The 20,013-nt window shown below is 33.6% G+C and carries 16 protein-coding genes and 1 tRNA gene; 10 read left to right on the forward strand and 7 right to left on the reverse strand.

Going from position 1 to position 20,013, the window contains the following annotated elements:
* Nucleotides 1-148: 148 nt before the first annotated feature.
* The 4 genes from rlmC (at nucleotide 149) to ACGH47_RS05715 (ending at nucleotide 4,646) form a co-directional block, all read left to right on the forward strand.
* The gene (rlmC, locus tag ACGH47_RS05700) at nucleotides 149-1,297 is read left to right on the forward strand and encodes a 23S rRNA (uracil(747)-C(5))-methyltransferase RlmC (protein ID WP_411623036.1); all 1,149 of its coding nucleotides are present in this window, start codon (nucleotides 149-151) and stop codon (nucleotides 1,295-1,297) included.
* A gap of 211 nt (nucleotides 1,298-1,508) precedes the next feature.
* The gene (locus ACGH47_RS05705) at nucleotides 1,509-2,024 is read left to right on the forward strand and encodes a HugZ family protein (protein WP_411622941.1); all 516 of its coding nucleotides are present in this window, start codon (nucleotides 1,509-1,511) and stop codon (nucleotides 2,022-2,024) included.
* Nucleotides 2,025-2,298: 274 nt separating this feature from the next.
* Nucleotides 2,299-3,858: a glutamate--cysteine ligase gene (gene gshA, locus ACGH47_RS05710; RefSeq protein ID WP_411622942.1), complete on the forward strand. Its 1,560-nt coding sequence runs from the start codon at nucleotides 2,299-2,301 to the stop codon at nucleotides 3,856-3,858.
* Nucleotides 3,859-3,863: 5 nt separating this feature from the next.
* Nucleotides 3,864-4,646 carry an endonuclease/exonuclease/phosphatase family protein gene (locus ACGH47_RS05715; protein ID WP_411622943.1) on the forward strand — a complete coding sequence of 261 codons (783 nt, stop codon included), beginning with the start codon at nucleotides 3,864-3,866 and terminating at the stop codon, nucleotides 4,644-4,646.
* Here the strand turns inward: ACGH47_RS05715 and ACGH47_RS05720 are convergent.
* The 3 genes from ACGH47_RS05720 to rnhA form a co-directional block, all read right to left on the reverse strand.
* A complete protein-coding gene (locus tag ACGH47_RS05720) occupies nucleotides 4,624-5,880 on the reverse strand; it encodes a transglycosylase SLT domain-containing protein (protein ID WP_267350928.1) in 1,257 nt (418 codons plus the stop codon). The two genes, ACGH47_RS05715 and ACGH47_RS05720, sit on opposite strands and share 23 nt — an antisense overlap.
* Before the next feature lie 42 nt (nucleotides 5,881-5,922).
* Nucleotides 5,923-6,651 (reverse strand): hydroxyacylglutathione hydrolase, encoded by a 729-nt coding sequence (gloB, locus tag ACGH47_RS05725; RefSeq protein ID WP_267378695.1) that lies wholly within the window; start codon nucleotides 6,649-6,651, stop codon nucleotides 5,923-5,925.
* Between the two features lie 80 nt (nucleotides 6,652-6,731).
* Nucleotides 6,732-7,205 carry a ribonuclease HI gene (gene rnhA / locus ACGH47_RS05730; RefSeq protein ID WP_267350932.1) on the reverse strand — a complete coding sequence of 158 codons (474 nt, stop codon included), beginning with the start codon at nucleotides 7,203-7,205 and terminating at the stop codon, nucleotides 6,732-6,734.
* Between the two features lie 181 nt (nucleotides 7,206-7,386).
* On the opposite strand from rnhA, the gene dnaQ reads away from it, so the two are divergent.
* Together dnaQ and ACGH47_RS05740 are read left to right on the forward strand one after the other, a co-directional pair.
* Nucleotides 7,387-8,127: a DNA polymerase III subunit epsilon gene (gene dnaQ, locus ACGH47_RS05735; RefSeq protein WP_267350934.1), complete on the forward strand. Its 741-nt coding sequence runs from the start codon at nucleotides 7,387-7,389 to the stop codon at nucleotides 8,125-8,127.
* 112 nt (nucleotides 8,128-8,239) lie between these two features.
* Nucleotides 8,240-8,316: transfer RNA gene (locus ACGH47_RS05740), tRNA-Asp, on the forward strand.
* A 64-nt stretch (nucleotides 8,317-8,380) separates the two neighbouring features.
* Here the strand turns inward: ACGH47_RS05740 and ACGH47_RS05745 are convergent.
* Nucleotides 8,381-9,244 carry an HNH endonuclease gene (locus tag ACGH47_RS05745; protein WP_411622944.1) on the reverse strand — a complete coding sequence of 288 codons (864 nt, stop codon included), beginning with the start codon at nucleotides 9,242-9,244 and terminating at the stop codon, nucleotides 8,381-8,383.
* Between the two features lies 1 nt (nucleotide 9,245).
* Nucleotides 9,246-10,835, reverse strand: a complete 1,590-nt coding sequence (locus tag ACGH47_RS05750; RefSeq protein WP_267350937.1) for an ATP-dependent nuclease — start codon at nucleotides 10,833-10,835, stop codon at nucleotides 9,246-9,248.
* A gap of 277 nt (nucleotides 10,836-11,112) precedes the next feature.
* Between ACGH47_RS05750 and ACGH47_RS05755 the strand changes: the two genes are divergently transcribed.
* Complete coding sequence (locus ACGH47_RS05755) at nucleotides 11,113-11,481, forward strand: YbaN family protein (RefSeq protein WP_411622945.1); 369 nt, start codon at nucleotides 11,113-11,115, stop codon at nucleotides 11,479-11,481.
* A gap of 63 nt (nucleotides 11,482-11,544) precedes the next feature.
* Here ACGH47_RS05755 and ACGH47_RS05760 read toward each other — a convergent pair whose 3' ends face one another.
* Complete coding sequence (locus tag ACGH47_RS05760) at nucleotides 11,545-12,597, reverse strand: dihydroorotate oxidase (protein WP_411596652.1); 1,053 nt, start codon at nucleotides 12,595-12,597, stop codon at nucleotides 11,545-11,547.
* Nucleotides 12,598-13,100: 503 nt separating this feature from the next.
* Between ACGH47_RS05760 and ACGH47_RS05765 the strand changes: the two genes are divergently transcribed.
* The 3 genes from ACGH47_RS05765 (at nucleotide 13,101) to ACGH47_RS05775 (ending at nucleotide 18,403) form a co-directional block, all read left to right on the forward strand.
* Complete coding sequence (locus tag ACGH47_RS05765) at nucleotides 13,101-15,872, forward strand: flavocytochrome c (protein WP_411622946.1); 2,772 nt, start codon at nucleotides 13,101-13,103, stop codon at nucleotides 15,870-15,872.
* A gap of 17 nt (nucleotides 15,873-15,889) precedes the next feature.
* A complete protein-coding gene (locus ACGH47_RS05770; protein WP_411622947.1) occupies nucleotides 15,890-16,858 on the forward strand; it encodes an FAD:protein FMN transferase in 969 nt (322 codons plus the stop codon).
* 81 nt (nucleotides 16,859-16,939) lie between these two features.
* Nucleotides 16,940-18,403 (forward strand): DASS family sodium-coupled anion symporter, encoded by a 1,464-nt coding sequence (locus ACGH47_RS05775; RefSeq protein WP_411622948.1) that lies wholly within the window; start codon nucleotides 16,940-16,942, stop codon nucleotides 18,401-18,403.
* 79 nt (nucleotides 18,404-18,482) lie between these two features.
* On the opposite strand, the gene ACGH47_RS05780 is transcribed toward ACGH47_RS05775, so the two are convergent.
* Nucleotides 18,483-20,006, reverse strand: coding sequence for an exopolyphosphatase (locus tag ACGH47_RS05780; protein WP_411622949.1), 1,524 nt, complete (start codon nucleotides 20,004-20,006; stop codon nucleotides 18,483-18,485).
* Nucleotides 20,007-20,013 lie beyond the last annotated feature (7 nt).

Raw genomic sequence — 20,013 nt, forward strand, 5'->3', positions numbered from 1 at the left:
AATAATTAAATATCTTTTTGATAAATAATTAATTTTTATTTTCAAAAAGTCAATATCAGGCTGTCTTTTGTGGTTTGGCTTAAAATAACTAATCTTTGAAACAATTTAATTATATAATAACTTATTATAAAACGAGGTTATGACTATAATGCAGTGTCGCTATTATCAGCAAAAAAAATGTTTATCATGTAACTGGATCAATTATTCTTACGCCACCCAACTTCAAGAAAAACAGAGTAATTTATCAGAAAAAATAACGGAGTTTAACCCTAAAGAGGTTAAGCTGCCCGTTGCTAGCTCAGAAGTAGCTTTTCGTAATAAGGCAAAAATGGCCGTACTTGGCACTGTTGAAAAACCGATATTGGGTATGGTAAATGGTAATGAAGCTATTGATCTTTGCGATTGTCCGCTTTATACCACCAGTATGCAAAATATTCTTAAAATAGTACGAACGTACATCCGTAAACAAGGTTTAGTTCCTTATAATATTAATAAGCGAAAAGGGGAATTGAAATTTGTCATCATTACAGAAAGTACCGCCGAAGAAACAAATGGTTTTATGATTCGATTTGTGATGAGATCACACAAGTTTGTTGAGAAAATCAGAAATTCACTTCAACAGCTTCAAAACAAAATTGAAAATTTACAGGTTGTTTCAATAAATATTCAACCTAATCATTCAGCTATTTTAGAAGGTGAAGAAGAAATTGTTCTTACCCAAAATAGTTATTTGAATTTTACATTGAATCACATTCCCCTTTATATTAAAGCTAAAAGCTTTTTTCAAACCAATACCAATATTGCTAAGAATCTTTATCAAACAGCAAGTGATTGGGTAAATAATTTAAAAATAAGCTCCATTTGGGATCTGTTTTGTGGGGTAGGCGGATTTGGTTTACATTTAGTCAATTCTTCAGATAACGAGAATATAGAATTGACGGGAATAGAAATTAGCCAAGATGCAATAGAGTGTGCTTCACGCTCAGCACATGAAATGGGTTTTACTCATCTTACCTTTAAATCATTAGATGCAACCCGGTATAGCATCGGACAACAGAATATACCTGACTTAGTATTACTCAATCCACCCAGAAGAGGGGGAGGTGAAACATTAATGCAATTCTTAGCTCAAGTTAAACCTCATTATATTTTATATTCTAGCTGCAATTTATCATCATTAGTTGAAGATATACGCTTATTATCGGATTACCAACTTAAGAAAGTTCAATTATTTGATATGTTTCCTCATACAGCGCATATGGAAGTATTAGTTTTATTGGAAAGAAAAGACGGATAGGGTATGATTAATCGCCTATTACAAATAGTTAACAACATAATGCTAATTGAGTAATGCCTATAAAACAATAGGGCTACACAGTGTACCCAATAACAATGATTAAAGTTATGACTCTATATTCAATTGATTAACTGATTGATCAAATAACGATTAAACTTTAATCTATCGAACTAATTAATATAAATAAATTAAAAAGTTAAAGGAAATTTTTATGGCTGAGTCCAACATTGAGATAGTTCAAAATACAATAAATAGCCTTCATGAGTCCGTTTTATCGGTCATATTGTCGACCATTAATTCAAATGGCGATGTCGAAACAAGTTATTCACCTTATTTTTTTGATGGTAAGGATTACTATATACTTATTTCTGATTTAGCCCCACATAGTCAGAATATCAAAGCTAATGCCCATATCTCAGCTTTTATTATTGAAGATGAATCTAAAACGAAGAACATTTATGCTCGTAAACGTTTAAGCTTTCAAGCCACTGCTAACATGATTGAAAAAGATTCCGAATTGTTTAATGCTATTATTGAGCAATTTGCTTTACGAGTCAGTAAAATGGTTTATATGTTGTCAGAAATGAAAGACTTTAACTTATTTAAAATTTCACCAATGCAAGGCAGACTGGTTATTGGATTTGGTAAAACCTATCAAATCGATCATCAAACTAATAGTATAATTCAAGTTGATGAAAGCTATATTGCCAATCAAAAAGCACAATAACAGAGTTAAAACTTTGTGAAATTGATGATATCTAATTGTTTTACATTAAAAGGAATGCGGATGATTACCCATTCCTATCCATGAAATAGACAAGATTATCAAATGTCGATTCATGACCTAACTATCAATAATAAATAGTATTATTGAGTGTTTTCATCTTTGAAATCAGTTCTAATCTGATAAAGCATGAGTGAAAAGCCAAAATTACCAATAGAAGCTTGTAAATTATGATAATATTGAATATATAAAACTCAATTTAGGATAAATAAAGATTATGATACCTGATGTTTCTAAAGCACTTAATTGGTTAGAAAAACATTATACTATCTTACAAGGTATTCAACGTGGACTGGAACGAGAGACCTTACGAATTTTACCCGATGGTTCTTTATCTAAAACGCCTTTTCCCAATAAAATTGGTTCAGCCTTAACTCACCCTTGGATCACAACTGATTTTGCTGAGTCGATGCTTGAATTTATAACACCGGTCAATACGAACATTGATTATATGCTCACGTTTTTGCGAGATTTACATCGTTATGCCAGTATTAATATTGGTGATGAAATGATGTGGCCACTCAGTATGCCGTGTTTTGTTGCGAAAGAAGACGATATTATTTTAGCGCAATATGGTTCTTCAAACGAAGGGCGTTTAAAAACACTGTATCGTGAGGGATTAAAAAACCGTTATGGTGCAATGATGCAAACTATTTCAGGTGTCCATTATAATTTTTCTTTACCGACAGCATTTTGGCAAGCAAGAGACGGGGTAAAAAATACTGAAGAGGGTAAAGATGTTATTTCAGAAGGCTATTTCACTTTAATTCGTAACTATTATCGCTTTGGTTGGGTAATCCCGTATCTTTTTGGTGCATCACCATCAATGTGCTCTTCATTTATCCAAGATCCCGAAAAAGCGAAAGCATTCATTGAACAAACTAACGGCAACTGTTATTTACCTTATGCTACATCTTTAAGGCTTAGCGATATTGGTTATACCAATAATGCTCAAAAGCAATTGGGTATCACTTTTAATCATTTGAATACTTATGTCGAGGGATTAAAACGCGCAACTAAAACACAATCTCCCGAATTTAGTCGCTTAGGCATTAAAGTTGATGGTCAGTATCGTCAATTAAATGATAAAGTCTTACAAATTGAAAATGAGTTTTATGCGCCGATTCGTCCTAAACGTGTTCCTAGGGCAGGGGAATCACCTTCAGATGCATTGCTACGTGGTGGAATTGAGTATATCGAAGTAAGAGCTTTAGATGTTAATCCATTTTCACCAATCGGTATTACAGAAGAACAGATCCGATTTATCGATTTATTTTTAATTTGGTGTGCATTAGCACCGGCACCTGAAATGAGCAGTCAAGAGCTAGAGTGCGCAAAATTAAACTGGAATCGAGTTATTTTAGAAGGTCGGAAACCGGGGATTGAAATAACAATGGGGTGTGGAAGTTATCATGAACCAATGGCCAAAGTAGGTCATCAATTATTTAAGGATTTACTACGTGTTGCTGATGTTTTAGATCATCATGATGAAAAACAGCACTACCGTAAGGTTTGTGAGCGACTTGATGTTATGTTTGATTATCCAGAATTAACTTTATCAGCAAGAACATTACAGGCGATAAGTGATTTGGGAACAGCTAAATTTGGTTTAGCTTTAGCAAGTCAATATAAAAAACAGTTATTGTCAGAACCTTTAGCCGTGTTAACCGATAATGATTTTGTTCAACAGCGGTATATTTCACTCGAAAAACAGAAAAAATTAGAAGAAAATGATAAAGTATCGTTTGATAAATATTTAGCTCAACAAAATAAATAGTTAATATGTTTAAACATCGAGATTATACCTTACGATATCGGGCAAATAATGAAGTAGAAATTATTTTGCCCAATAGTCAATTGATAGTAAATAAACCATTAATTGATAAAACTACTTTTACAATTATGGTTTGGAATATTTTTAAACAAAAAAGAGCCGACTGTATTCAAATTTTAGAACATTATGCAGATGAAACTAAATTGATATTATTACAAGAAGCGCAAACCACACCACAATTATTGAACTTTATTACCCGACAAAATAAGATAGCAGACCATGTGCCCGCTTACTGCTTCAATAATATTTATGCTGGTGTGATGACAATTACAGATACATTACCTATCTCTATCTATTCATTTAGAGAAAAAGAACCCCTTATTCGCGTTCCAAAATCCGCTTTAATCACGATATATCCTATTTATAACTCAACACAACAATTGCTGGTTGCGAACATTCATGCCGTTAATTTTAGTATTGGTGTGAAAAGTTATCGGCAACAAATGCATATGCTATTAAATCGAATCAAGGAGCATAATGGACCGGTGATCTTAGCGGGTGATTTCAATGCTTGGAGTCAACAGAGGTTAAATCTTTTATATCATTTAGTAAGTACAATTGACCTCAAACCGGTGAATTTTTCAATTGATATTCGAAAAACATTTATGGGAAGACCATTAGATTTTGTATTTTATCGAGGATTACAATTAGATACAGCAAAAATAATTAGTACTTCGGCATCTGATCATAATCCTTTATTGGTCAAATTTAAATTGGATTTGCAAGATTAATGGTTAATACATCACCTTCTTTGATATCCTGATCGGTCAAATTATTCCAAGTTAAAATATCTGTAATTTTAACACGATAATTTTTAGCTATAGTTACTAAATCATCACCTGCTTTAACTTGATAAGTGATCTGTTTATTGGATTTAGTATGAAGCGTTTTATTCTTATTATTTATTCCACTTGACACTTCGGACTTGATTGCTACTGTTTTGACTTCCAAAGGCATAGTGTTATGAGGCACATCTTGTAAAAGTTCTGTGATTTCGGCTGAAACAAGATTTTGTGCTTGTAGCTTTTTATGTAAATCTTCCGCATAAGAATACGGAACCAGTAAATGGAATGGTCCACTTACAGTTTGTTGTAAATAGCCTGCATTAAAACTTTTTAAGTCGTTAATTGGTATCCCAGTATATTGAGCAATTTTAGCTAATGAAATATTTTTAGACATATCAATTCTAACTAATGAGTTTTCATAGTTACAATCGGGTAATTTAATACCGTAACGTTCACTATTTTTTACAATATCAATAATGGCTAAAATCTTTGGTACATAGTGTCGGGTTTCAGTTGGTAAATCCAGCGCCCAATAATTTGTTGGTAAACCATTTGCTTTATTTTGTGCAATTGCTTTTCTAATGCGACCTTCGCCAGCATTATAAGCAGCAAGAGTTAATAACCAATCTCCTTTAAAACGACCGTTCAGATCTTTTAACAGCGTTATCGCTGAATTCGTTGATGCAATTAGATCACGTCTTGGATCAAATGAGTGACTTTTATTGAGACCATATTCTCTGGCCGTTATGGGTACAATCTGCCATAAACCGGCAGCTTTACCAGCCGATGTTGCTAACGGATCGTAGGCACTTTCAATCAGTGGAATTAAAGCTAATTCTACCGGTAAATTATTTTGACGTAGTTGATCCATTATGTAATATACATAAGGCTCAGAACGAAGCGCTGTAGTTTCAAAAGCTTTAGGGTTGCGTAATAAAAGCGCTCTTTCTTCTTTAATACGATTATTTTCAGGGACTTTCACATTCAGTTGGCTTATCATATAATGCCAAGGATTTTGAGTAATTAATTTATTATTAATTCCACTACTTTTTAAAAGTCCACTGGTAACGATTGATTCTGAGTTATGTGTTGGATAGACACTACTATTATATTGAGATTGATGGTTTTGGCATGCAACCAAAAACGAACATAATGCTGTGAATATAAATAACTTTTTCATTACCTTAAAACATTAAACATTTATTAAAACCGTATATTATACCTAAAAAATATCCTTTTGGCTTCTAAAAAAAACAAATAAATCTAACTCATTGTTAAAATTTAATTTATTTTGTATGTTTTTTTCTTTACATCGTAGAAAAACATTAATTTGTTTTTCATTTCTTAAAGTAGATGGTAAAGTAATTGATTTATCGGAAATTAAATCATAATAGGCACTAATTTTAGTATCATTTGGTAACATATTGAGTGCAAAATCAAGATTAGATTTGGTATATTCATGACCAGCACAGACTAGGGTATCATCAGGTAATTGGGCTAATTTGTTAAGTGAATTTAGCATTTGCTGATAAGTACCTTCAAATACACGTCCACAACCAGCCGATAACAGCGTGTCGCCACAAAAAAGATAAGGCTGACAATAGTAAGCCAAATGACCCAATGTATGACCTGGTACAGGAATTATCTCAAATTTAAAATCGGCAATAATTAATTTATCCCTATTTTCTACATATTGAATAGGTAAAGGAATCTCTTTGGGCCCATATACCTCAATAGAATTAAAATCATTTTGTAGTTTTACCACACCGCCAATGTGATCTATATGGTGATGAGTAAGCAAAATTGCAAGGGGTGTTAAATTATGTAGATGTAGATAGTTATAAACAGGTTCGGCTGCCCCTGGATCAATGATAATAACTTGTTTAGCATTATTTTCTAATAACCAGACATAATTGTCTTTTAAAACGGGGATTATGTGTAATTTATACATAAATGAAATCCATGCTATTAAGTGACATTTGATAACTATAATGGGTTGGTCTCATGTGAAATAATAGGGTTTAAAACTTATTACGCTGAATTTGATTCTTCAAAAAAAGTATCCACTAAAGTAGGGGACTCAGCTTTAGATTTGGCTATGATATCACATTGTTCATTTTCAGGATGCCCTGCATGGCCTTTAACCCAAATCCAATCGATTTTATGTGTTTGTACCGCTTTATCAAGCCGCATCCATAAATCAACATTTTTGACAGATTTGTTATTTGCGGTTTTCCATCCATTTTTTTTCCAGGTATAAATCCATTTTGAAATGCCATTTTTCAAATATTGGCTATCAGAATAGAGATCAATTTGACAAGGCTCTTTTAATTTTTCTAAAGCGACAATTGCAGCTAATAACTCCATTCGATTATTAGTTGTATTAAAATATCCTTCTGCTAATATTTTTTCATTGTGCTTATATCTTAAAATGGCAGCATATCCGCCAGGCCCAGGGTTTCCAAGACAAGAACCATCTGTGTATATTCTGATTTGTTTTAACATTTTTGCAAACTTTTCGGCAAACTAGGTTGATAATTCCCAAAATGTAACACAATTTAAAAATGGTAAGCAAATCTGAAGATTCTGCTTCCAATAGCGGGTAGGTATCAACATTAATAGTATTTAATGGTAAACTATATCACTAATTCGTAGTTTTCCCAATGTTTGATATAAAGAGAATAACGTGATAACTCATTCTACTCGCCAAATTGTACTCGATACAGAAACAACAGGTATGAATCAAGATGGAAATAATCATTATGAAGGACATAAGATTATTGAAATTGGTGCTGTTGAAATCATCAATCGCCGTTTAACAGGCAATCATTTTCATGTCTATATTAATCCAGAACGCTTAATTGATGAAGAAGCGTTTAAAGTTCATGGTATAAGCAATGAAGCTGTTAAAGATAAACCCATATTCAAAAATATTGCCCATGATTTTATTAAGTTTATTGATGGTGCTGAATTAATTATCCATAATGCATCGTTTGATGTTGGGTTTATGGATTATGAGTTTCGTCTTTGTGGTTTAGATTATAAAACTGCTGATCACTGTATTGTTACCGATACTTTAGCAATGGCAAGACGCCTCTTCCCTGGCAAACGTAATAATTTAGATGTGCTTTGTGAACGCTACCAAATTGATAATTCTCATCGTACACTTCATGGCGCTTTACTGGATGCTGAGATTTTAGCTGAAGTATATTTAGCTATGACGGGGGGACAAACGACATTATCCTTTAATATGGATGAACATAGTCTAGCTAATGGTGAAAACAGCAATACTCTTCAAAGAATAGAGCGAGGATCGACCCCTTTAAAAGTCATAAAAGCCTCAGAATATGAACTTTCAGAACATGAAACTGTTTTATCAAAAATTGATAAAAAAAGTGGCGGAGCATTATGGCGTGCCAGTAAATGATTGTTTTCTATTCAATTGGTTGCATATTTTAAAATATCTATTGACGTCATCGAAAATAATCTTTAATATCACGCCTACTTCAGCAGTGATGCCTTGAAGTAGTCTAAAAAGCGGAGCGGTAGTTCAGTTGGTTAGAATACCTGCCTGTCACGCAGGGGGTCGCGGGTTCGAGCCCCGTCCGTTCCGCCAATTTCATCAGTTTTTCCATAATGTTTTTGTTCCAATCCTCTATATAAAATCAATAGTTGTTTATTTATAATTCGCCTTTTTGAATTTTAATCAAATAATTGAGTGCTTCTTCGCTATTTTGTAATCCATGATAAAAACAGGCATCCCAATTATTGGGTGTTCCGCCATTATTCTCGTAAATTAATTGGATTTCATATAATTTTTTTATGATGTCTTCTAAATTAATTGCGTTTTTTATATATATCTTTGGTGATTCACATAATTTTGTCCATAAATAAGAGAAATGATTCTTGATTCCTGAAGGGATGACAATATTCTTGATGTGCCATTCAACTATAATTTTTTCTTCATCTTTTACATCTATGGCTATAGGAGTAATTAACGGTGCTCGCCAGTCTGGTTTAAAGTGAGATGACATGATTCTTTTTTCAATAAATTTATCAAAATAAGGGTGAATAGGCCTTTCATGTAATATATCTCCTTTTATTTTTAATGATCGTTCCTTATTGCATCTATCACAAGCAGGTATCAGGTTCTTGGAAAAGAAAGAGTATTCTGGAAAGATTGATTTAGGTAAATAATGATCGATTGTTCCATTGCCATGTCTCCCACACATTGGGCATGCACCTTGAATACTTTCTCTCAGCGATTTAATGAATTTAAGTGCTTGTGGCGGGTTATCATATAAAAGATTCATGTGTTGTTTAAATGCCGATAATGAAGGTATTGTTTCTTCTGACAATGAATTAATAAACCAAGGGTTACCATTATGCTTATCATAATGTTCGTAAGATTTTTTAATAATATCGATATAAGATGAAATAAACCGAATATGTTTTCCTTTTCGATTTTTTTGACAAAGTTCATCTAATTGACTGCTATCAATAATTTCTGCGCTATTATATTGTGGAAAATTTAATTTTCTCATATTAATATTCCATATTATTCCTTAGCTGTAAGAGGGCATCTGGACTGATTTCACCAATATACTTATCGAGAATTTCATCGAAGGTTAAATCATCTTTAATGTTATCAACTAATTCATTGTATAGATGGATTAACAGATCATCGCCAAAGATTTCATTTGAGATGCTGGTCACATTAGCGCCTAATGTTTGCATTCGCGGCTGCTTAATTTTGAAATCTACTTCGTCCTTTTCAATAATATGAACTTGTGCACTTTGTACTTCTCTGACAATGTAAGGAGAATGAGTAGCGATTATAGCGATGGATTTTGTGGTCTCTAATACATTATTAAGAATTCTCATAAATTGAGAAATAAGGTTAGGATGTAAAAAAGTTTCTGGTTCATCAATAAGCAGTACTGATGCCGGTCCGACATTGGCAAAAACGTTTAAAATGAAACGGATAAATGTTGATTGTCCTAAACTTGGATGATATTTTTCGTCATTTTTATATATAACGAGATTTTTTTCTCGGTCAATCGTCGCTATCCTATCAAGCCAACGTTGCTCACCATTGTATCGGGCAAAGTTTTTTATTGCGATTTCGTGGTGTTGATCTAGGTTAGCCGAATGATCCACTAAAAGCGGAACTTTTATTGTTAAATCATAAAATTCTTGGGAAATGATATTACATAATTCGGATATTCTATTGTTTCTTAACACATCTACCAATAAATGATTGTCTGTTTTTTCATTAAAAACCCTGTCGTTCTGAATATTAGGATCTAGCTGTGAAATAGAAACACTAGGGTTATTGATAAGTTCTTTGTCAATTGAATTAAGTGTTGCATGATGAGCAAACAAAATAACTTGGTTAAAGTCAAGTTGTGGAACAATTGAGATATGTTTTGATTGCCTATCAGCAAGCGCTTTAACGAGTTCTGTCAGTATCGTTGTTTTTCCACATCCATTTTGCCCTATTATGGTCGCAATGCGACCCCGTAATTTATTCTGATTGGTAAATTTAAATTCGAGTTGAAGAGAATCTAAATTTTTAAACGTAATGTTGAAGGTTTGTTTAGAGTCCGCATTTTCAATGACTTTACCTTGTATAATAGAATATCCATGCCGATAAGCAAAATACGCCTCACTCGTTCTAAGCATAGCTCTACTATACACATCGGTTTTATAAAAATCATCCCACTTTGGTATTCTTGAAGGTTTATCCACATATAAACAAATATCATTTATTTCTTCCAGAATGTTTATTGCTCTTTCAAAACCAATTAATCGGCTGATGGCGCTATAAGATTTTTGATTTGTGAATAAATGAGCAAAAGCTAAATCTATCGAAAAAAGATTTACAAATTTCTCTTTTTTTAGAATTGTAGAAACATACTTATAAGTATTATCTTGATCTTTGAAAGCAAATTTTGAATCAAACCATTCAATTGAATTATCATTTAATCGAATACCTATTTCTGTCGCTAATTGGTATCCAAAATCATTCCAATAACTATCTATTGGTTTTATAAAAACCGATCCTTCTGTTAAAAATTTTGTCGAACAATCAGGAGAACAAAGAAGTATAGTTAACTTTTCCTTTTTTTCCATATTAAAACTGATCCAAAACTAAAATTACCTAAATATGTAATTGTTTTTATATAACACATTTAACATAAATGCAAAGAAAAATGTAATTTAATCAATATGAAAAAATCGTGTTTCATAACATTTTTTTCTTTTAAAACTCTGTTATATACTTAAGTTGTCACACAATGAATAATTTACCCTAACTTTAGGCGTAATGATTAAGTTTTTTGGAATATTGAATTCATGCTTTGTTATTCGCAATCAAAATTTTAATAATTATCTATAAGTATACTTAGTTATGTTAAAAAAATGGTTATTTATTATTATAGGTAGTGTTTCATTTTTGCTGGGAACGGTAGGCATTTTCGTGCCACTTTTGCCGACAGTACCTTTCTATTTGTTAACCGCATATTTGTGGCTTAATAGTTCAGATCGTCTTTATCGCTGTTTTACTCAAAGTCATTATTATCAAACTTATATACAAAAGATGCTTATTGATAAAAAAGCATCTAAAAAAAGTTTGTTTAAAATGCTAGCTATGGTTTTTATCGCATTGTTAATCCCATTTATTTTTATTCATTCCTTGCATGTGCGCATTATTTTAGTAATCGTTTTTTTAGCGCATATTGTTATTGGCTTTTATTATTTTAGAAAAAAGAAAATTTAAAGAGAAAAGAAACGTAATTACAGGGTAAGTTACCCTGTAACAATTATAAATATTGCTAATAATCTAGTTCAGACTTTTCTTAATCTCTATAGCAAGTAACGGATTCCACATGGCTCCTGTCGCACTCATCACAGCATCAGCACCGTTTTTAATGAATTGATGATAATGTTCACTGTTGCTAACTCCACCAACACCTATAATGGTGAATTTTAAATCCATTTGTTGACGATATTTATCAAGGCGACTCACCATATCTAATCCAGCCCAACGTATGGCATCGCCACAAATTCCACCTTCCTTTCTATTTTCTCCTAAAGCTGGCTGACCATTTGCGTTAACAGGTTTAGCTGATAAGGTATTAATAGCACTTAATCCATCAATTATCGATCCGACTTTAGTAAGTAATGAAATAATTTTTTCATCATCCGGAAAATAGGCTAGTTTCAATATAAGTGGACGATCGGGAACTGCATTTTTAATTTCATTTACAATGCGTTCTACTTTATCAACATCAAAACAGAGTAATTTACTCGCTCCTTCATTTGGGCAACTCAAGTTTGCTTCAAGAATTGGGGCATTAGTTTCTCTTACTAATTTAGCGGCTAACGCATAATCTTTTTCAATTTCGCCATGTCCTTGTGTTCCTTGAAAGCTACCAATAACATATTGACCTTGACCAGCGGCTTTTACCGCATCAGCCATATCAGGTTGCCAAACATCGGGAGCAAGAGAAGGAACACCAAACGAATTGGTAATTGATAGCGGTTGAGTATAATTTGTATCTGCTAAGACAGTATCAAGATTACTGGATAATTTACCGTTAGGATGAACAGATAGCACATTCGGCAATGGATGACATTTGTGAAATCTTGTTCTTACAGTTTTATAGACGCATAAGTCAAATCCATACGCAAATGCAGCTTTAATATAATTGGCATTTAGAAGGGGACCGGCAGGCATTCCAAATGGTAAATTAACATTAAGATTGAGAAATTGACTGGTTTGGGTTGCGACATGTTCAACGTGACTTAATTGTGTAAAAAGCCCAAAAGGACCGTTTGCATAATTATCTTCGTAACTGATAGTGGGATCGTAAAACGGCGTTAAAGATTTCATAATATCTCCTGTGATGAGCACTTAAAAAAATTCTGATGAAAGAGGGGTATATTTTTGATAAAAAAAATCCTCCATAAAGGAGGATCAATAAATTGAATTAAAAAAGAGTGATACTTAATTTTGGATAATAATTTTTCTTTTTTCACTCTAATCATTCTTAGGTTCTCTTGTACAAACTTGCATGCATTCTAGCTTAATCTATTCAAACTTCAAGCCAATTATAATGATAAATATGTAACTAAATGAAATAGTTGTAGTGTTTTTTTTTAGATTTATCGTTGCAATATGACTATCTTGAAAACTGTTTTGCTTACTTAAGCTACAATGTTATTTGTTTAGATAAACAAATAGCACATAATACTTTAAAAAATATATAAAAATTTTTGTCTAAAAAATAATACATCAGTACATTAATAGTCTGTTTCGAAGTGGAGAATGATTATAAGTAATGCTATTATTAACAACAGTTAATAAATCTGAATAAAATAATTAGGTATATAATAATGAAAAAAGAAAATATTTTTAAACCCTTCACTTTACCCAATGGCGTTGAATTAAAAAATAGAATAATGATGGCGCCAATGACGACCTGTTCCGGATTTTATGACGGTTCAGTCACGCATGATTTAATCGAGTATTATCGAGATCGAGCAGGTGAAATTGGAACAATCATCGTTGAGTGCGGGTTTGTCGATAATAAAGGATTAGCGTTTCCTGGTGCAATAGGTTTAGATAACGATGATAAAATTGAAGGATTAGCTAAAATTGCGAAAGCAATTAAAGAAAAGGGATCGAAAGCAGTCATTCAAGTTTATCACGGTGGTCGAATGGTTGAGCCAAAACTCATTGGTGGACAATCTCCTGTTGGACCAAGTGCTATCGCAGCCCCTAGAGTAGGCGCTGCAACACCGATCGCATTAACGGCAGACGAAGTCGACGACATGATCGAAAAATTTGGTCAAGCGGTACGTCGTGCTATTGAAGCCGGTTTTGATGGTGTTGAAATCCACGGTGCTAACACTTATTTAATCCAACAATTTTATTCTCCAAATTCAAATCAACGAACCGATAAATGGGGTGGAAGCCGTGATAATCGCTTGCAATTCCCTTTAGCAATCTTAGATATCACGCATAAAATGGTTAAACAGTTTGCGACACCAGAATTTATTGTTGGTTATCGTTTTTCTCCGGAAGAACTGGAAGTACCGGGTATTCGTTTTGATGACTCCATGTATCTACTTGAAAAATTAGCAGACAAAGGTCTGGATTATATTCATTTTTCAATGGGCGCGATTTTAAGACCTTCAATTGTTGATACCCAAGATCCAACCCCGTTAATCAATAAATATGTGGCAATGCGATCTGCGACATTAGCTAAAATTCCGGTAGTAGGTGTAGGTAATGTGGTTAATCAAATTGATGTAGAAACGGCGATTGATAATGGTTACGATTTGGTCGCTGTTGGTCGAGCATGCATCGCTTATCCAGACTGGATTAGCCGTATTGAAAAAGGTGAACAACTGGAGCTAACTATCAGTAGTGACAAACGTGAAGAATTGAATATCCCTGAACCTTTATGGCGTTTTTCATTAGTTGAAGCATTAATTCGTGATGCAAGTCTAAATAATAAGAAATTCAAACCTGGTCAATATCAAGAAAAAGTTAATGATGAATCTTATGAATTTCTTATTAATGTCGAGTTAGGCAAAGATTTCATTAAAGATATGCAACTTGTGAATGCCAATGAGTTTGATAACCAAGTTTTAGATAATTTTGCAGAAATTAAACAACGAATTATTAATTCAAACAGTCCACATGTGGATGCAATTTCTGGGGCTACATCACAGTGTGAAGCATTCAAAAAAGCCGTTACTAAGGCCATGACACAATCGAATAAAGAAGCCATTATTGCTGAAGGTGGTGATCCAAATGATAAATCTTACGATATTGTTGTTGTGGGAAGCGGGGGAGCAGGGCTGGCTTCTGCAATACGAGCTCATGATTTAGGGGCTAGCGTTGTTGTCGTTGAAAAAATGCCTGTTATTGGCGGAAATACCAATAAAGCGTCTGCTGGTATGAATGCAGCTGAAACTAAATTCCAAAAACTTAAAGGCATCGTTGACAGTAAGGATCTATTCTATAAAGAAACTTTGGCTGGTGGTAAAAATAAAAATAATCCGGAATTACTTCGTTACTTTGTTGAAAATGCCCCCGATGCGATTGATTGGTTAGATGAAAACGGTATTGAACTAAGTGGTATTACGACAACAGGTGGAATGAGTATCGACCGTACACATCGACCAGCAAGTGGTGCAGCTGTTGGCGGATTTTTGATTAGTGGATTGGTAAAAAATCTTAATAAACGTGGTATTGAAGTCATGTTAGATACCAATGTGACTGAAATCGTTACCGAAAATCATAAAGTTGTTGGCGTTAAAGTCGTTGAAGAAGACGGCACAAATTATATCATTAAAGCGAAAGCGGTGGTGATTGCAACGGGCGGATTTAGTGCTAACCGTGAAATGGTTGAAAAATATCGTCCTGACTTAAAAGGTTTTGTGACAACCAACCATAAAGGGGCTACAGGTTCTGGTATCATGATCTTAGAAAAACTTGGGGCTGGCACTGTTGATATGGGCGAAATTCAAATCCATCCAACTGTTGAACAAACTACCTCATATTTGATCTCAGAATCTATACGTGGCGGTGGCGCAATTCTTGTTTCTCAAGAAGGTAAACGTTTTGTTAATGAATTAGATACCCGAGATAAAGTTTCAGCGGATATTATCAAATTACCTGAACACTATTCCTATATTTTATTCGATCAACAAGTTCGTGACGAAAACAAAGCCGTTGAAGAGTATGTTTCTAATGATCTCGTTGTTCAAGCCGATTCAATTACTGAATTAGCTAACAAACTTTCTATTGATGCTAATAATCTGTCAAAAACGATTGAACGTTATAATGAGTTTGTAATTAACAAACAAGATGAGGATTTTGGTCGAACGACGGGAATGCGTCATCCAATTAACACCGCACCATTTTATGCAATTAAAATTGCACCGGGTGTTCACCATACAATGGGAGGTGTAACGATAAACACTGAAACACAAGTATTAGATAATGATAAACATGTGATTAAAGGTGTTTTTGCGGCTGGTGAGGTTGTTGGTGGTGTGCATGGAGCAAATCGCATTGGTGGTAATGCTGTTGCTGATATCATTATTTTTGGTATACAAGCAGGTAAAAAAGCCACAGATTACATTAACAGTTAATTGAAATTGGCTTAAAAATGGTAAGTTCTACTACCTTCGAGTATACTCAAACATTGATGGGGATGACGGTGACATTGACGCTACTTGAGCAGAATGAAACCGTCGCAAAACTTGCTTTTGCTACCATTAAATTGCTTGAAGATAAATTGACTGTTAACCGCCCAGTTTCGGAGGTTATGTCAATCAATCTTGCAGCAGGCAAACATCCTGTTGAGGTAAGCTTACCTGTATTTTCACTTATTAAACAGGCTTGGCAACTGAGCGTGAATCCCTCAAGTTGTTTTAATATGGCTATCGGCCCTGTTGTCAAACTTTGGAAAATAGGGTTTAAAGGAGATAGTATTCCTGCCGATCATCATATCAAACAACAACTATTATTAACCGATCCATTTGATATAGAATTAAATGATACAACCCATTCTGTTTTTTTAAAAAAAGCAGGAATGGAGATAGATCTTGGTGCTATCGCAAAAGGTTATATCGCCGATGTCATTAAAAATCTGTTACTTGAACATCATATTCACCATGGCATCATAAATTTAGGTGGAAATATACTAACGTTAGGAGCCTCCCCAATAGAAAAGTCAGGTTGTTGGTGTATAGGGTTAAGAAAACCCTTTTCTTTATCTGATGAGTTAGCAGGTATAATAAAAGTTAAAAATAAATCAGTCGTTACTTCGGGCATTTATGAACGTTATTTTGTGCAAAATAATCGGCTTTATCATCATATTTTCAATCCTTTAACTGGCTATCCTCTTGATAATGAAATTGAAAGCGTTACCGTTATTTCAAATACTTCTCTTGAAGGCGATATTTATTCAACGATTTTTTATGGATTAGGCGTAAATGCCAGTGGTGAATATTTAAAAAAACATCCAGAAATTTCAGCCATTTTTTTACTAAAAAATAAAACGATGACACTGATCAATCCGAAAAATTTTAATTTTGATCTAATTGATAAACACTATGAAATAAATCTGCATTAAGAACCAATGACAATGAAATTGCTAAACTTTTATTGTTTTAAATGAATTAATTACGTTTTTACATTAAAGAAGGAAATTATTATGAACGCAGTGAAAAAACCACCAGTAAAATGGTTACCGCTCATAATTATTGCTGCTATTTCAGCAATATTATGGCTATTTGTTTCGCCTCCACAAGGAATAAGTACAGAAGGTTGGCGAACAAGCATTATTTTTGTGGCAACGATTGCCTGTATTGTTGCAGAAATTATGCCAATTGGCGCAATTGGCTTATTAGCCATTACGGTTTTTGCTATTTTAAGACCATCTGGTGCAGCTAATGCAACTGAGTCTATCAAGATATCATTAAGTGAATTAAATAGTAGCTTAATTTGGTTGATCGTTGTTGCTTTTATGATTGCGCGAGGATTTATTAAAACTGGTTTAAGCAAACGTATTGCTTATTATTTAGTAAAAATTTTAGGTAAAAACACTTTAGGCTTAGCTTATGGTTTAGCTGTAACAGATGTGGCATTGGCGCCTGCCATTCCAAGTACGACAGCTCGTGCTGGTGGTGTAATTTATCCAATCGCTGAAGCGTTATCGATTAACTTTAATTCTAATCCGAAGGATGAATCAAGAAATCGAATTGGCACTTTTTTAATGTTAACCATAAGTCATATCAATGATATTACCTCAGCAATGTTTTTGACTGCATTTACCGGTAATTTATTAGCCGCTAAATTAGTCACAGAAACATTAGGCGTGACATTGGGATGGGGACAGTGGTTTGTTGCCGCTATCGTACCTTGTTTGGTTTCTTTTATTGTGATTCCATTAGTTATTTATTTTTTAACCAATCCAGAACTTAAAAAAACACCTGATGCACCAAGATTAGCTGTTGAAGAGTTGAAGAAAATGGGACCAATCACCGCTAAAGAAATTATCATGGGTGGTACGGTAATTTTATTGTTAGGTCTTTGGATTTTCGGTAAAGACTATTTAGGTGTTGATGCAACAACGACTGCTTTTATTGGTTTAACAATTTTAATCTTAACTGGTGTACTAAGCTGGGATGATGTGAAAGGTGAAAAAGCGGCATGGGATACCTTAATTTGGTTTGCGGCTTTATTAATGATAGCAGGACAAGTCAATAAGCTAGGTGTTACAAAATGGTTAGGCGATACTATCGGTCGTGCAGTAGAAAACCAATTTATTGATAATAGCTGGGTACAAGTTATTATTATTTTGTCTATTGCCTATGTTTATTTACACTATTTCTTTGCTAGTGGCAATGCGCATATTGCGGCGCTATTTCCAGTATTCTTATCTGTAGCCGTGGCACTTCATGTTCCACCAATGATTGCGATATTTGCATTAGTTATTTGTACCAACTTTTTTGGTTCAATTACCCAATTTGCTAATGCTCGAAATCCATTGTTATTTGCTGAAGGTTTTGTTCCGGTCAAAACATGGTGGAAAGTAGGGTTTATCTGTAGCGTTGTTAACTTAACCATTGTATTTACCGTTGGTCTTTTGTGGTGGAAAATGTTGGAATTAGGTTAAGAAATAACGTATCTTAGACACTATTCAACAAAAAAACCGTCAGAAATTGGCGGTTTTTTATTCTCTAAATATGAAAATCTCATAACAACATAATCGATAAACTCCAATCATTAATGGTCTGCCAATATTTTTGTTCCTGCTCTAAATCTAATAAAATCAATTTATTACTTTCCACAAAATTAGTGTCAATTTCGAATGTCATTTTGGTCAATTTGTCTTTAACTAATTTTAATCGAAATGCATTCAAATTAATCTCTGTAGAACGTTGATTATTGATCAGAATGGAGAGTCTGAGTATTTGTAATAATGAAATAATATGTTTAAATTCAAAAAGGCTAAAATAAGGAAATGCTTCAATATTAATTGATTTTCGATGATAACGAACGAGTGTCGATAATAACAGTTGTTGTTCTTCGTTAAATCCCGGCAAATTACTGTTTTGCAGAATGTAACTTGAATGTTTATGCACAGACGAAAAGTTAATTTTTAATCCTACTTCATGTAAAAGAGCCGCCCAATATAAAATGGATTCGACACAAATTGGAATATCGATTTGTGCTTGCTCTTTCCATTGTAAAAAAAAGTATTTTGCTGTTTTGACAACTTGCATAGCATGACGCTGATCGATATTGTAGTGTTTAGATAAAGATTCGGCGGTGGTTTGACGTATGTCTCGATAATTAGGGCCACCGATTAATTCATATAAAACCCCTTCACGTAAAGCATTAGAACTATACTGCAACGAATTTAATCCCAATGCATTAAATACACCACAAAATATTGCCAGTCCACTCACAAAAACCTGTTTACGTTCATCGGATAGTGAAGGGTAGGTAATATCATCAAATGTTTCAAAGTCCAATACATAACTAACTAAATCATCTAATCTCTTCGGGGTAATAATACCGTCACTCACACCAAGATCTAATAGAATATGATGAATAGATTTAATGGTTCCTGATGTACCAAAAGCAACCGTAATATTCTGTTTTTTGATAGTACTAATCATGGTTTCAATTTGTTGCTCGGCTGCAAGTTTTGCTCGTTGAAATGACTCTTCATCAATCTTTTGTTGTGGAAAAAAACGTTTATTAAAGGTTACGCAGCCCATTGGACGACTAGCGACAATGATAGGTTTAAGGTCATTGCCTTTGCCAATCGCAATTTCAGTTGATCCTCCGCCAATATCAATAACAAATTTAGTATCAATTGATGAAGTGGGTTCAGCGGTCATAGTACCTAAATAGACTAAACGGGCTTCTTCTTGACCTGAAATAATTTCTATAGGGTAAGGTAATATTTTAGCTGCAGCCTTCAAAAACTTATGCCTGTTTGATGCAACACGAAGTGTGTAAGTTGCAACAATTCTCACATTTTCCGGGGGAAATCCATTTAAACGTTCAGCAAACAGTTCAAGACACTCTATTCCCCGTTTAATACTCGAGTCACTTAATTGATTATTTTCATCTAATCCAGTCGCCAAATGTATATTCTTTTTATTTTTATAAATTATCTGTGTTGCACCATTAATGATTCGTGCAATAATCATATGAAAACTGTTAGAACCGAGATCAATAACCGCATATTCATTAGATTTCTTCACGTTTAGA

It is taken from the genome of Gilliamella sp. CG16 (assembly GCF_046635785.1).
GTDB lineage: Bacteria > Pseudomonadota > Gammaproteobacteria > Enterobacterales > Orbaceae > Gilliamella > Gilliamella apicola_I.